The organism is Luteibacter sp. TLI7-4A, assembly GCF_056754745.1.
Genome location: NZ_JBPGWO010000001.1, coordinates 2,942,106 through 2,953,810, shown reverse-complemented (window position 1 = coordinate 2,953,810; position 11,705 = coordinate 2,942,106). Strand labels below are relative to the sequence as shown.

Here is an 11,705-nt window from a genome sequence, read left to right as displayed (position 1 = left end):
CGGGTGAACGTACCGTCAGCCGACGCGGCAGAACACCGCCTTGAGGTAGCGGTTCTCCGGTACGTTGCTCGCCACGGGATGGTCCGGACCGGCGCCGGCGATGTGCAGCACCTGGATATCGCGGCCAGCGTTCAGCGCCACGCGACGGATCATCTCCAGGAAATCGTCCTCGCCGACCAGGCCCGTGCAGGAGCAGGTGAGCAATACGCCGCCCGGTGCCAGTACATCCAGCGCGGTGCGATTCATGGCGAAGTATTTCTTCAACGCGTTCACGACCTGGTTGCGGTCGCGGGTGAGCTTGGGCGGATCGAGGACGATGGCATCCCAGGTGTCGCCACGGGCGATCGCCGCGCGCAGCCATTCGAAGACGTCGCCCTGCTCGAAGCGTGCCTCGACGCCATTCATGCGTGCGTTCTCGCGAGCCACCTCGAGGATGGCTGCATCGGCGTCCACGCCCGTCGCTTCCAGGGCACCGGCCTTCATCGCATGCACCGCGAAGCCACCGGCGTTGCAGCACAGGTCGAGCACGCGGCGGCCACGGGCGAGCCCGGCGAAGCGGCGACGGTTGTCGCGCTGGTCGGCGAAAAAGCCCGTCTTGTGACCCAAGCCAGGAGCGGCGTGGAAGGCCAGCCCGTGCTCGTGCACGTCCACCGCGGACGGCGCGTCGTTCGAGCGCACGTCGAAGGACTCCTGGCGTTGCACGTGCTGCTCGGCGAACCAGTGCAGCGACGATCCGGGGAAGTGGCGCAGCAACTCGGCGTGGATCGTTTCGCGGAAGCGCCACATGCCGGCGGCGAAATACTCGACCACGAGGTGACCGGCGTAACGGTCCACCACCAGGCCGGACAGTCCGTCGCCCTCGCTGTGCACGACGCGCCATGCGTCGCTCACCTCGTCCAGCCGGAGCAGTTCGCGGCGAAGTTCCACGGCACGGGCGATACGGGCCGCGATCCAACCCTCGTCGATGGCCTGGGCCGGGTCCGTGGTCAGGAGGCGCAGGGCCACGCGGGCATGGCCGTTCCAGAAGCCGCGTCCGACGAAACGTCCCTTGGCGTCCAGCACATCCACCACGGTACCCGGCGGCAGACGCTCCCCGGGCTTGGCGATCTGTGCCGACCAGACCCAGGGATGGCCGGGTACGCGGTCGGATTTGAGGTGGATGGTGGGGACGGCTGGATTGTTCATCGGTGAATGATACCGGGGCTCAGCGACCGAAGCGCAGGACGAGCCAGGAAACCAGGGCGAGCAGGTTGATCCCGATGTGCGCGGCCGAGGGCCCGGCGATGGCCAGCAGCCATCCATGTTCGGCGATGGCCCAGTCGAAACCGAGGCGCGGGGAACGCTGCAGTGTCATCGACAGGTTGGCGAAGGCGCCGCTGGAGAGCGCATAGCTGAAGAAGGGCGTGGCCAGCAGGGGGGCCTGGAGGAACTGCGCCCAGATCGACATGGATGTGCCGCGTCCATCGTTGCTCGCCAGGAGCACGCCGGCGACGAGGATGAAACCGAACAGCAACACGCCGAGTACGGCCACGATCGCGTCCATCCCGACGACCCGCGCGCCCAGCAGTCGGTCGAACTGGTGGACGAGGCCGAAGAGTCCGCCGGCGATCTCGAACACCGCGATGATACGAATGAAGAAGGAATGCATTGAGGCTCCTGGTAGTGTCAAAGGTCGTCGGCGATCTCGTGCAGGTCGGCGATGTGCTGTTCCCACCAGCGCGCCTCGGCCGCGAAGGGGAAGGCCGCCGGGAACGCCGGATCGTGCCAGCGCTCCGCTATCCAGCCGGCGTAATGCACCTGCCGCATCGCCCGTAGCACGGGCACCAGGGCAAGCTCCGTCGGATCGAAGTCGCGGAATTGCCCATAGCCCTCGAGCAGCGCGTCCATCATCGCCTCGTCGCCGGCGAGCATCCACAGGTCTTGCACGGCCGGGCCCATGCGCGCGTCGTCGAGGTCCACGAAGTGCGGGCCGGCGTCGGTCCACAGCACGTTGCCCGGATGGCAGTCGCCATGCAGGCGGATGGAACGCAATGGGCCGATGGCGTCGATGCGGCCAGCCACGGCCTCGTCGACGCGCCTGGCCGCATGGCGATAAGCGTCGAAGAGGTGCGCGGGCAGCAGGTCCGAGCCCAGCGCCGCCCGCACCGGCGCCTCGATCATGGTCGGGCGATCGAGCGTGGCGCGCGCATGGAAACGTTCGCGGGCGCCGACGGCGTGCATCCTTCCCAGCAACCGGCCCAGCCATTCCAGTTGATCGGACGATTCCAGCGAAGGCGCGCGGCCACCACGCCGCGGGTACAGCGCGTAGCGATACCCTTCTTGCCGGAGCAGGCTTCGCCCGTTGAAGACGAGCGGCGCCACGACGGGCAATTCCGCCGCGGCGAGTTCCAGCGCGAAGGCGTGTTCCTCTTCGATCGCCGCGTCGGTCCAGCGGCCCGGCCGGTAGAACTTGGCGACGACGAAGCCACCGTCTTCGAGGCCGACCTGGAACACGCGGTTCTCGTAGCTGTTCAGCGTGAGCAGGCGGCCGTCGCTCCACGAACCCGCCGCGTCCACCGCGGCGAGCACGACATCCGGCGACAGCGCGGCATACGGAGCGGCATCGCTCACGTGCGCAGGTTTCCCGGGGCGCCACCCGGCGAGGGAATCACCGCCATGGTGAGCCGTGAGAGACAGACCAGCTTGCCGCTCTCTTCTTCGATGCGGATTTCCCACACCTGGGTGGTGCGCCCCAGGTGAACGGCCTTGGCGGTGCCGGTGACGATACCGCCACGCACGCCGCGGATATGGTTTGCGTTGATATCCAGGCCTACCGCCAGCTCCTTTTCCACGTCGAGCGTGAGTAGGGCGGCCGAACTTCCGAGCGTCTCGGCCAGCACGACCGATGCACCGCCATGGAGAAGCCCGAACGGCTGCTGCGTACGATGGTCCACCGGCATGCTGCCGCGCAGCCAGTCGTCGCCGAATGCGGTGAAATGGATGCCGAGGGTTTCCATCATCGTGCCGCGGCTCCAGCCGTTGATCCGGGCGAGGTCGATGGGTTGCTTCCAGATGGCCATGTTCCGCGTGATCCTGTGGGGCAAGCCGCCATTGTCCTACAATGCGCAGGTGCCCACCGTAACCCTGACATCGTCCGGCAAGCGATTCGAAGCCGCCGCGGACGAGACCGTCCTCGAAGCCGCCCAGCGCGCGGGAATCGCCCTCCCGTATTCGTGCCGCAGCGGTGTCTGCGGCAGTTGCAAGGCCACCCTGGTGGAGGGCGAGTGCAGCTACCCGCGCAATCCGCCGATGGCCTTGTCGGCGTCGGCACGCCAGCACCGGGCCATCCTGTTGTGCCAGGCGGTGCCCTGCGGCGACATCGCCATCCAGGCGCGCGAGATCGCCTCGGTGGAAGACATTCCGCATCGCCGCCTGGAAGTAGTGGTGGTGGAGCGCCGGGCCCTGGCGCCCGACGTCGTGGGCGTGTGGCTGCAGCCCGCGGACAACGAGCGGCTCAACTGGCTGCCGGGCCAGTACCTCGACGTGATCCTCCAGGATGGCAAGCACCGTCCGTTCTCGATCGCCAGCGGCCCGCGCGCGGACGGCAGGATCGAACTGCACGTGCGCCATGTGCCGGGCGGCGGATTCACCTCATGGGTGTACGAATCGCTGCGCGTGGGCGACCGCCTGACCATCGAGGCGCCGCTGGGCACCTTCGTGCCCCGTGAGGATTCCGAACGGCCGATGCTTCTCGTGGCCGGCGGCACGGGCTTCGCGCCGGTGAAGGCGATCGTCGAGCACTTCATCGCGCTGGGTACGCGGCGGCCGATGTTCGTCTACTGGGGCGCGCGCACCGTGGCCGACCTCTACCTCATCGATCTCGCCCGGCGCTGGACCGAGGAGTTGCCCACGATCACGTTCATTCCGGTACTTTCGGACCCGGTGGCGGCGCGGATGAGCGGCCTGCGCGAAGGCCTGATCCATGAGGCGGTGCTGGAGGATCATCCCGATCTCCGCGACTTCGATCTGTACATGAGCGGCCCGCCGCCGATGATCGCGGCAGGGCGGCAGTTGTTCGTCGAGGCGAACCTGCCGGAGGACCGGCTCTATTTCGACTCGTTCGACGTGGCGCCCGACGTGCTGGATGCGATCTTGCGCGGCAGGGCCGGCATCCACGGGTTGTGATTATTTCTTGCCCTTCACCACGGGCAGCTGCGCGGTCTGCCAGGCATAGGTGCCGCCGTCGAGCACGAACACCTTGGTGAAACCGGCCTTGATCAGGCGGTTGGCGGCCTTGCCCACGCCGCGGCCGTCCTTGTCGACCAGCACCACCGGCAACTCCTTCGCCTTGGAGAGGTCCTTCTGGGTTTCCGGGTCGAACTGGCTCATCGCCACGTTCTTCGCGCCGGGGATGTGCGCCTTCTCGTAATCGGCGCTGGCCGAGAGATCGACGATCAACGGCGTGTCGCGGTTGATCAGCTGGGTGAGGCCGGCCGGTGTCAGGCTCTTCCACTTGCGGAACAGACGACCGACTTCGCCCGCGACCAGGGCGACCAGGATCACCACGAAAAGCGCCACCAGCGCGGTGTGGTTGCTCACGAAGGCGGGCAACTTCTGCAGTACGTCGTTCATCGTGTCTTTTCGCGTCCCAGGGGGATAAACGGCCGATTATATCGGCTTAGCGTGGCGAGAAGTCCGGCAGGCCGGTCATCAGCCGCCACTTGTTCTTTTCGCGGTCGTAATGCCAGCGCTGGCGGTCGACGATGCTGCGCTCGGCCTGGGTGTTGATGTTCACCGCGCTGATCTGGACGACCTGGACGACATCGTCGTCGCCATCGGGCCGCGGGCCAGCGCCCTCGTCGTAGCCGGTGATCCGCAACTGCTGGAGGCGCCCCTGCTCGACGGAACTGATGGGATGTTCCTCGGCGTAGTCCTTGTCGATGAAGGTCTGCGCCTGGGTGAAGTCGCCCCAGCGGATCGCCGACGCGTAGCCCATGAGGGTCCGGTTGAGGGCCTCGCTGCGCTTGTCGGCGGCGCAGCCCGCGAGGGCCATGAGGGTAAGGGCGAGGGCGGACAGGGCGAACGGGCGCATGGTGGCTTCCTTCGGGGCGTCGGGCGGCATTATGCCCGCCGTTTGGCCACGAAACGCGCATCCAGGCTGGCCAGGGGTTTGCCGTCGGCGCCCGGTACCACGCAGGTGAAGTCCGCCCGGGCGCGGCCACGGGCATCGAGGGTGGCGAAGAAGGGTTCCCAACGGGCTCCCGGGGCCAGGCTGGCCTCCGCACGGAGGTCGTCCCACACCGGGGCGAGATAGCGCACCGTGGAGTCGGCCACGAAGACGTCGCAGTCGTCGCCGCGCTGGCGCAGGCAGGCCTCGACCAGGGCCCAGCAGGCGATCGTCATCAAGCTGGCCAGGCTGCCGCCGAACGCGCATCCCTTGTCGTTGATATTGGGTTTCAGCGGCGCGGTCATGGTCAGGCGTTCGCCGTCGAAGGCGGCGATACGCAGTTCCATGGCGCGGGCCAGGGGAATGCCGTCGAGGATGAAGCGCTCGAGATCGGCCAGGGCAGCTTGAATCGTGGTCATAAGCCGTCAAGTCTACGAGGCGCGGCGATCCGTTCGCATCCGTATGGCTTGCCCCAACCTTCGGCATTGGTGGCCGCGCCCCCATCTTCCTATGCTGACCTGTCACTCGCAGGATGCCTTGAAGTGAGCCGCTCCCTTCCCCTTCGTAACGTCACCGTCGTCATCACCCGTCCCGCCGGTACCGCCGGCCCCCTGGCCCGTCGCGTTCGCAAGCTCGGCGGCATACCCGTGAGCGTGCCCGGGCTCTCCCTGCGTGCCACCGAAGACGCCGCGGCCGTCGATGCGGCCCTGCGCCGGGCGTTGGAGGGCGACGTGCTCGTATTCACCAGCCCGGCCGCCGTGCGCTTCGCGGTCGATGTGTTGCCCCTGGCCACCCGCGCCGCCGTGATCGCCGTGGGCCGCGGCACGGCGCGCGCGCTCAAGACGGCGAGCGTCGCCGAGGTGCGTTTCCCCGAAACCTCTCAAGACAGCGAGGGCGTGCTCGCGCTCCCGGAGTTGAACGCCGTCGCGGGCAAGCGCGTGGCCCTGGTCGGCGCGCCCGGCGGCAGGGGGCTGATCCGCGAGCAACTGGCCCTGCGCGGGGCGCTGATCGAGGAAATCCATGTCTACCATCGCGTGGCTCCCCGTATCGACCGGCGCCATATCGATCCCTTGCTGAAACTGGGGCGCCGCTCGGCGGTGCTGCTTTCCAGCGCCGAGGCCCTCGACCACCTGCACCGGGCCCTGATCGCCCCGGCCTGGCGAAGGCTGGTCCAGGCCGTGGCGGTCGTCAGCAGCGAGCGTTTGCGCGAGATCGCGATGCAGGCGGGATTCGAGCGCATCGCCGTGGCCCGTTCGGCCCTTCCGACCGACTTGCTCCAGGCCGCCAGCGAGGTCTCGTTCACCCGCCGTTGAGGGAGGTTCTCCATGCGTTGGCGTATGGCCTGCTAGCATGCCCGGCATGACGAACGAGACCTCCCCGACCGATACCGCCCCGGCGACGCCGGCCCCGGCCGTCACGCCGCCGTCCGCCCGAGTGGCGAGGCCGCCCGCTGCCGCGCCCCGTCGCGGCGGTGGCGCGCTGGCCGTGGCCATCCTGTTCTCGTTGGCGGCGCTCGGCGCGGCCGGCTACACCGCCTGGACGGTCTGGAACCTGCGCGAGGACGTCGGCGCGGCCAATGGCCTGCGCGGGCAGGTCGATACATTGCAAGCGGCCGTCGAAGGGTTGCGCGACGACAACGCCACGCTCCGCCGCCGTATCAACGACGCCGACGGAGTCAACCGGTCCGCGCGCGAAGAAATGCTCGGCGTCTCCGAGCGCACGCGCAACCTGGAAGACGCGGTCGCCAACCTCAGCGAGCGCAGCCTCAGCGGTCACGACGCCATGTTGCTGGACGAGGCGGAATCGCTGCTGCGCATGGCCAAGGAACGTTTCGCGCTGTTCGGCGATGCCAGCGGAGCCTTGTCCGCCTACGATCTGGCCGACCAGACGCTGGCCGCGGTGAATGACAGCGCGTTCGCCGCCGTGAGGCAGAACGTGGGCGCCGAGCGCGAAGCACTGGCCGCCGTGGCGCCCGTCGCGCGCGCGAACGACCTCGCGGCGCTGGCTGATCTGCGCGCGCAGTTGCCGGGCCTGCCCTTGAAGAGCTCCGATGCGAAGGCAGCCGACAACCCGCAACGCGACTTCTGGCAGCGAGCCGGCGACGCCCTTGGCAGCATCGTGAAGGTCAGCCATGACGATGGCACGCCCCTGGGCCTGGCCGACGACGGGATCGCTCGCGAATTGGCCGCGCTGGATGTCGCGCATGCCGAAGCAGCGGTACTCGCTTATGACGACGTGAACCGGCAAGCGGCGTTGAAGCGTGTCGACGCCACGCTCGCCGCGCGCTTCGACACGTCATCGCCTGCGGTGCAGGCGGCGCGTTCGCGTGTGACGGCGCTGCTGGCCAGCCAGGCGAAGGGCGCCGAACCGAAGCTCGGCGCCGCGCTGACCGAGTTGCGCAACCTTCGCTCCGTGCACGCGCTGAAAGGTGGCGCACCCACGGCGGCCCCTGCGCATGCGGGGTCGGTCGCGGCGCCGCACGAGGGCACGCCATGAAGCTGTGGCGCTGGATCGTCGGCCTGATCCTCATCGCGGCGATCGCCGCCTTCGCGTGGCATTGGGTCGCGGACGACCCGGGCTACGTGCTTATCCATCTGCGCGGTACCAATGTGCAGATGACCGTGGTGACGGCGGTGGTACTCCTGTTGCTCGCCTGGGCGGCGGTCTCGGTGCTGGTCGCCCTGATCCGGTGGCCGTTCGGTGCGATGACGCGGCGCCATCGGCGACTGAGCCGACAGCGCCTCGCCGACGGTCTCGTATCGTTGATCGAGGGGCGCCATGGTGAAGCGGAACGGGACCTCAATCGGGCGGCCCGCTATCCGTCGGTGCGCGGTCCGGCCTTGCTCGCCGCGGCCGAAGCCGCCGAACGCCACGGCGAATCGGCGCGCGCGCTGGAAACGCTGGACCAGGCCGCGCAGGAGGCGCCGCGGGCCGCACGCATCATGCGCGCACGTTTGTTGCGCCGTACGGGCCGGCCGAGCGAAGCCGTCACCTTGCTGGCGCCCGAGGCCAACAGCGCCGGCCTGACGCCCGCCGGCTGGATCGAATTCGCGGAGGCTTCGCTTGAGGCAGGTGAACCGCGCAACGCCTTGCGTGCCCTCGAACCGCTGCAAAAGAGCGGTGAACTGGGCCCGCGTGCCTACGCGGAGATCGAATCGCGCGTCGTCGCCGCCTATGTGCGCAGCGCTCCCGATGGCGCCTCGCTGGCCACGTTGTGGTCGCAATTGCCGAAGGGTCAACGCCGCCTGTCTGCCGCCGTGGACGCCTACGCGCAACAAGCCGCACGGTTCGGCCAGACCATGGCCGCGATGGACGAGATCGAAACCGCGCTGCGCCGCGAATGGTCGCCGTCGCTTGTCGCCACCTACGGAAGCATGGGCGCGGAAGACCTGGAACAGCGCCTGCGTCGTGCCGAAAGCTGGATCGACACGCATCCCAACGATGCCGTGCTGCTCACCGCCGTCGGGCGCATGTGCGTGCGCGCGCGCCTTTGGGGCAAGGCCAAGCCGTACCTCGAACGTGCGCTGGCGATCGAACCGAACGTGGCCGCCTGGGAAGCCCTGGGCGATGTCTACGTCGGCGAGGACCATCCGGAACTCGCCCGTCGCTGCTATCGCAACGCCTTGGCGCTCGCCCGTGGGGAAGCGACCGAGGCGCTGCCGGATGAGTTGCGCAGCCGTCGCATCGACACGCGTGTCACGGCGGTGGAAGAGCGCGACCAGCACGGCGTACCGCGCTTGTCGCCCTGATCAACGACTGGTTTTCGCGTGCCAGTGTCCTGCCTGTTGGCAGCGGTGAGCGCGAGCCTTCAGTGCGTCGACCTCGTCAGGTTGCTTGCCAGCGAATGCATCCGGTTTGTCCAATTCCTTGTAGAGCTCCATGCATCGATGCGGCGTGTCTCCGGAGGGGGATGCGCCGAGAAATGATACAAGCGGCAAGGACGGTGAGCGGAGTAAGTCATTTACCGCAATGCGCGAGAGCCCGACGACACCTATCGCTGCGAGGACGACCGCTGCGCACCATCCCATTCGTCGGTAGCTGCGCTTAGGTGCAGCGGAGGACTGAGCATCGAATTCCATACGCCACGCCTGAAGCGTTTCGCTAGAAAGGTGGAGGCTGAGCCACGCAGGAAAGCGTTCGTTGAGTTTCGCGATCTCCGGCCAGTGTCGCACCAACGCACTGTCGAAGCGCGCCTCGGCGCGTGCGAAGAGTTCCAGCCAGGCCCGTTGCCGATCCACCGCGAGCGATAGCCATGCTTCGCGCTGGGAAAGCACGTCTTCGATCCACCGGCCTCGTTGCCCCAACGCCGCCAGGTGTCCTACCTCGTCCCAGTGAAAACGTGCTTCGGCGGCGGCGAACACCTCGGCCCGGTGCGCGATCCGTTGAAGTCCGACAAGGTCGATCAGGTGCTCCTCGAACTGGCCGGGCGCATCGATGTACTGCGTGCGCAATTCAGCGAGGATATCGTCGAGCATGCGCGGTATGCCTTCGGCACGGCGAGCGCCGATGTCGGCGGCGAATCGCCACGCGAGCGTCACCGTGTAATCGACCGGGAGGGCAGGCGATTCCTCCGGTGATGGCTTGTCTTCCTTGTCCACCGCGCCAGCCATCGCGCCGTTGGCCGCGACCGCGGGTTCGCCGACAGGTGCTTCGCCGTTCGTCGCCGCCGTGGTGTCCATCTGCTCGCACCACGTACGCGCGGCTTCGTAGGCGCGGCGAAGATGCTGGAATGCATCGGGATCGATTGCCGGGTCGATCTTTCGGACCGCCGCCGCGTACGCACGGCGCACCGCGATCTCGTCCGCGTGCGCGGGAAGCCCGAGGACGTCCAGGTGCCAGGGCGGCGTCATGCTCGGTTCGCCGGATCCAGCGCGAATCGATCGTCGTGTTCGATCGCCCGCAAGTCCTCGCGGAATACCACGGCTTCGCATGCGGCAAGCCGCTGGTCCTGGGTGGCAAGCACTTGCTCGAAGCGAAGAATGATGCGACCAAGCCGCTCGCGGAGCTCGCCTGGGAGTTGCTCGTGGAGACGCTCCGCACGGGCGAGCAGGGTGCGGTATTCGAGTGTGTCACGCGGATGTATCTTGAGGGCCGACAGCGCCTGCAATCGCCGTGCGATCTCCTCCGCAGGCATGTGTGCCTCACCGCTTTCGAACATCAGCCGCTTCACCTCGCCGCTGGCGACGACGGTCATCTCGACCTGCAGGAGGCCATCGACGTCATAGGTGAACTGGACGTCCACGCCGTCGCCATGGCCCGGGGCGATGGGAATCGTGAGTTCGCCGAGGGCGATGTTGTCGCGGACCATGCGCGACTCGCCCTGGTAGACGCCGATGCGAATCTGCTTCTGCTCGGGCGTCGCCGGTGAAAAGCGCTCGACGCGACGGGTCGGAACGACGGTATTGCGTTGGATCACCGGCGCGAAGAACCCTGGTGCCTGCGAGCCGTTGTCCAACGGGCGCACGACCTCGGTACCGAGCGTGTATGGACAGACGTCCGTCACCACCATCTCGAGCGCCTTGTCCCTCATCTTCAGCCCCGCCTGCACCGCGGCACCCATGACGACCACTTCATCCGGGTTATGGCCGACGGCGGGAAAGCGGCCGAACATGCGCGCGGCCAGCGCACGGATCATCGGCATGCGCGTGGCCCCACCGGCCAGCACCACGCTGTCCAGATCCGCGGCGCGGATGCGTGCGTCGCGCATGGCGCGCTCGATGGGGCGCCAGAGGCGGTTGAGCAGCGGTTGGGCCAGTTTTTCAAATGCGGCGGCGTCGATGGCGACCCGAACCGGACGATCCTCATAACGAACCTCCAGCGTGGCGGTGCCGCTGGCGCTCAGTGTCCGCTTGACCCGTTCGGCGCTTGCCGCCAGGCGCTGCATGAAACGGGGGTCGTCACGCGCCGCGTCCGGCACGCCATTCGTGAAGGCGAGATCGGCGATCAGCGTGGCGAAATCCTCGCCGCCCAGCATGTTGTCGCCGGCGCTGGCGCGTACCTCCATGACACCCTCGAACGTCTCGAGGATGGATACATCGAACGTGCCGCCGCCGAGGTCGAAGACGAGGAACTGGGTTTCACTGCCGGCTTCGTGCAGCCCATAGGTGAGCGCGGCCGCGGTAGGCTCGTTGAGCAGGCGTTGCACCGTGAGGCCGGCGAGTTCGCCGGCCAACCGCGTCGCCTTGCGTTGCGTGTCCGAGAAATAGGCGGGCACGGTCACGATGGCCCCGGTCACAGGCTCGCCGAGGAAAGCCTCGGCATCCTCCTTGAGCGAACGAAGGACCAGGGCGGAAAGCTCTTCCGCGCGATAATCGCGTTCGCCCAGGCGAACGCCGCGAGGGCTGCCCATGTAACGCTTGAACAGCGAGGCGCTCTGTTGTGGATGCGTTTGCAGGCGGTCCCGCGCGGCTTCACCGACAAGCACGCTGCCATCCTCGTCGATGCCGACACAGGACGGCGTGAGCACGCTACCCAGCGCATTCGGGATGAGCCGGGGTGCGCCGTCGACCCACGCGGCGACGAGGCTGTTGGTGGTGCCGAGATCGATCCCGACGATCAT

13 protein-coding genes are annotated in these 11,705 nt (G+C 67.9%); 4 read left to right on the top strand and 9 right to left on the bottom strand.

Features of this window, described 5'->3' with window-relative positions; all coding sequences use genetic code 11:
- Nucleotides 1–15 precede the first annotated feature (15 nt).
- From ACR9Y6_RS13040 to ACR9Y6_RS13025, 4 genes are read right to left on the bottom strand one after another with little or no spacing between them, the layout of a single operon-like run.
- On the bottom strand, nt 16–1,185 hold the full coding sequence (locus tag ACR9Y6_RS13040; protein ID WP_481281666.1) for a class I SAM-dependent rRNA methyltransferase: 1,170 nt from the start codon (nt 1,183–1,185) through the stop codon (nt 16–18).
- Between the two features lie 19 nt (nt 1,186–1,204).
- Nucleotides 1,205–1,648 (bottom strand): hypothetical protein, encoded by a 444-nt coding sequence (locus tag ACR9Y6_RS13035; RefSeq protein ID WP_306851078.1) that lies wholly within the window; start codon nt 1,646–1,648, stop codon nt 1,205–1,207.
- A gap of 17 nt (nt 1,649–1,665) precedes the next feature.
- Nucleotides 1,666–2,610, bottom strand: coding sequence for a serine/threonine protein kinase (locus tag ACR9Y6_RS13030; protein WP_481281665.1), 945 nt, complete (start codon nt 2,608–2,610; stop codon nt 1,666–1,668).
- Nucleotides 2,607–3,059, bottom strand: a complete 453-nt coding sequence (locus ACR9Y6_RS13025) for a hotdog fold thioesterase (RefSeq protein ID WP_481281664.1) — start codon at nt 3,057–3,059, stop codon at nt 2,607–2,609. Before ACR9Y6_RS13025 ends, ACR9Y6_RS13030 begins: the two co-directional genes overlap by 4 nt.
- On the opposite strand from ACR9Y6_RS13025, the gene ACR9Y6_RS13020 reads away from it, so the two are divergent.
- Nucleotides 3,052–4,164: a 2Fe-2S iron-sulfur cluster-binding protein gene (locus tag ACR9Y6_RS13020; protein ID WP_481281663.1), complete on the top strand. Its 1,113-nt coding sequence runs from the start codon at nt 3,052–3,054 to the stop codon at nt 4,162–4,164. The two genes, ACR9Y6_RS13025 and ACR9Y6_RS13020, sit on opposite strands and share 8 nt — an antisense overlap.
- Here ACR9Y6_RS13020 and ACR9Y6_RS13015 read toward each other — a convergent pair whose 3' ends face one another.
- The 3 genes from ACR9Y6_RS13015 to ACR9Y6_RS13005 are packed head-to-tail and all read right to left on the bottom strand — an operon-like array spanning nt 4,165 to nt 5,565.
- Nucleotides 4,165–4,611, bottom strand: a complete 447-nt coding sequence (locus ACR9Y6_RS13015; RefSeq protein WP_481281662.1) for a rhodanese-like domain-containing protein — start codon at nt 4,609–4,611, stop codon at nt 4,165–4,167.
- 46 nt (nt 4,612–4,657) lie between these two features.
- Nucleotides 4,658–5,071: a hypothetical protein gene (locus tag ACR9Y6_RS13010; RefSeq protein ID WP_481281661.1), complete on the bottom strand. Its 414-nt coding sequence runs from the start codon at nt 5,069–5,071 to the stop codon at nt 4,658–4,660.
- A gap of 29 nt (nt 5,072–5,100) precedes the next feature.
- Complete coding sequence (locus ACR9Y6_RS13005) at nt 5,101–5,565, bottom strand: YiiD C-terminal domain-containing protein (RefSeq protein WP_481281660.1); 465 nt, start codon at nt 5,563–5,565, stop codon at nt 5,101–5,103.
- 123 nt (nt 5,566–5,688) lie between these two features.
- On the opposite strand from ACR9Y6_RS13005, the gene ACR9Y6_RS13000 reads away from it, so the two are divergent.
- Genes ACR9Y6_RS13000 through ACR9Y6_RS12990 form a run of 3 tightly spaced genes read left to right on the top strand, consistent with a single transcriptional unit; the run spans nt 5,689 to nt 8,895 of the window.
- Nucleotides 5,689–6,459, top strand: coding sequence for a uroporphyrinogen-III synthase (locus ACR9Y6_RS13000; protein ID WP_481281659.1), 771 nt, complete (start codon nt 5,689–5,691; stop codon nt 6,457–6,459).
- Nucleotides 6,460–6,505: 46 nt separating this feature from the next.
- Nucleotides 6,506–7,642: a uroporphyrinogen-III C-methyltransferase gene (locus tag ACR9Y6_RS12995; RefSeq protein WP_481281658.1), complete on the top strand. Its 1,137-nt coding sequence runs from the start codon at nt 6,506–6,508 to the stop codon at nt 7,640–7,642.
- Entirely contained in the window at nt 7,639–8,895 is a 1,257-nt protein-coding gene (locus ACR9Y6_RS12990) for a heme biosynthesis HemY N-terminal domain-containing protein (RefSeq protein WP_481281657.1), read from the top strand. The genes ACR9Y6_RS12995 and ACR9Y6_RS12990 overlap by 4 nt, the downstream gene beginning before the upstream one ends.
- Here the strand turns inward: ACR9Y6_RS12990 and ACR9Y6_RS12985 are convergent, their stop codons facing one another.
- Together ACR9Y6_RS12985 and ACR9Y6_RS12980 are read right to left on the bottom strand one after the other, a co-directional pair.
- Nucleotides 8,896–9,996 (bottom strand): hypothetical protein, encoded by a 1,101-nt coding sequence (locus ACR9Y6_RS12985; RefSeq protein WP_481281656.1) that lies wholly within the window; start codon nt 9,994–9,996, stop codon nt 8,896–8,898.
- Entirely contained in the window at nt 9,993–11,705 is a 1,713-nt protein-coding gene (locus ACR9Y6_RS12980) for an Hsp70 family protein (protein ID WP_481281655.1), read from the bottom strand. Before ACR9Y6_RS12980 ends, ACR9Y6_RS12985 begins: the two co-directional genes overlap by 4 nt.

What these genes read in the sequence shown, in the direction of transcription:
- ACR9Y6_RS13040 (WP_481281666.1), bottom strand. Translation starts at nt 1,185, where the DNA reads ATGAACAATCCAGCCGTCCCCACCATCCACCTCAAATCCGACCGCGTA.
- ACR9Y6_RS13025 (WP_481281664.1), bottom strand. Translation starts at nt 3,059, where the DNA reads ATGGCCATCTGGAAGCAACCCATCGACCTCGCCCGGATCAACGGCTGG.
- ACR9Y6_RS12980 (WP_481281655.1), bottom strand. Translation starts at nt 11,705, where the DNA reads ATGATCGTCGGGATCGATCTCGGCACCACCAACAGCCTCGTCGCCGCG.
- ACR9Y6_RS13015 (WP_481281662.1), bottom strand. Translation starts at nt 4,611, where the DNA reads ATGAACGACGTACTGCAGAAGTTGCCCGCCTTCGTGAGCAACCACACC.
- ACR9Y6_RS13010 (WP_481281661.1), bottom strand. Translation starts at nt 5,071, where the DNA reads ATGCGCCCGTTCGCCCTGTCCGCCCTCGCCCTTACCCTCATGGCCCTC.
- ACR9Y6_RS13035 (WP_306851078.1), bottom strand. Translation starts at nt 1,648, where the DNA reads ATGCATTCCTTCTTCATTCGTATCATCGCGGTGTTCGAGATCGCCGGC.
- ACR9Y6_RS13020 (WP_481281663.1), top strand. Translation starts at nt 3,052, where the DNA reads ATGGCCATGTTCCGCGTGATCCTGTGGGGCAAGCCGCCATTGTCCTAC.
- ACR9Y6_RS12995 (WP_481281658.1), top strand. Translation starts at nt 6,506, where the DNA reads ATGACGAACGAGACCTCCCCGACCGATACCGCCCCGGCGACGCCGGCC.
- ACR9Y6_RS12985 (WP_481281656.1), bottom strand. Translation starts at nt 9,996, where the DNA reads ATGACGCCGCCCTGGCACCTGGACGTCCTCGGGCTTCCCGCGCACGCG.
- ACR9Y6_RS13005 (WP_481281660.1), bottom strand. Translation starts at nt 5,565, where the DNA reads ATGACCACGATTCAAGCTGCCCTGGCCGATCTCGAGCGCTTCATCCTC.
- ACR9Y6_RS12990 (WP_481281657.1), top strand. Translation starts at nt 7,639, where the DNA reads ATGAAGCTGTGGCGCTGGATCGTCGGCCTGATCCTCATCGCGGCGATC.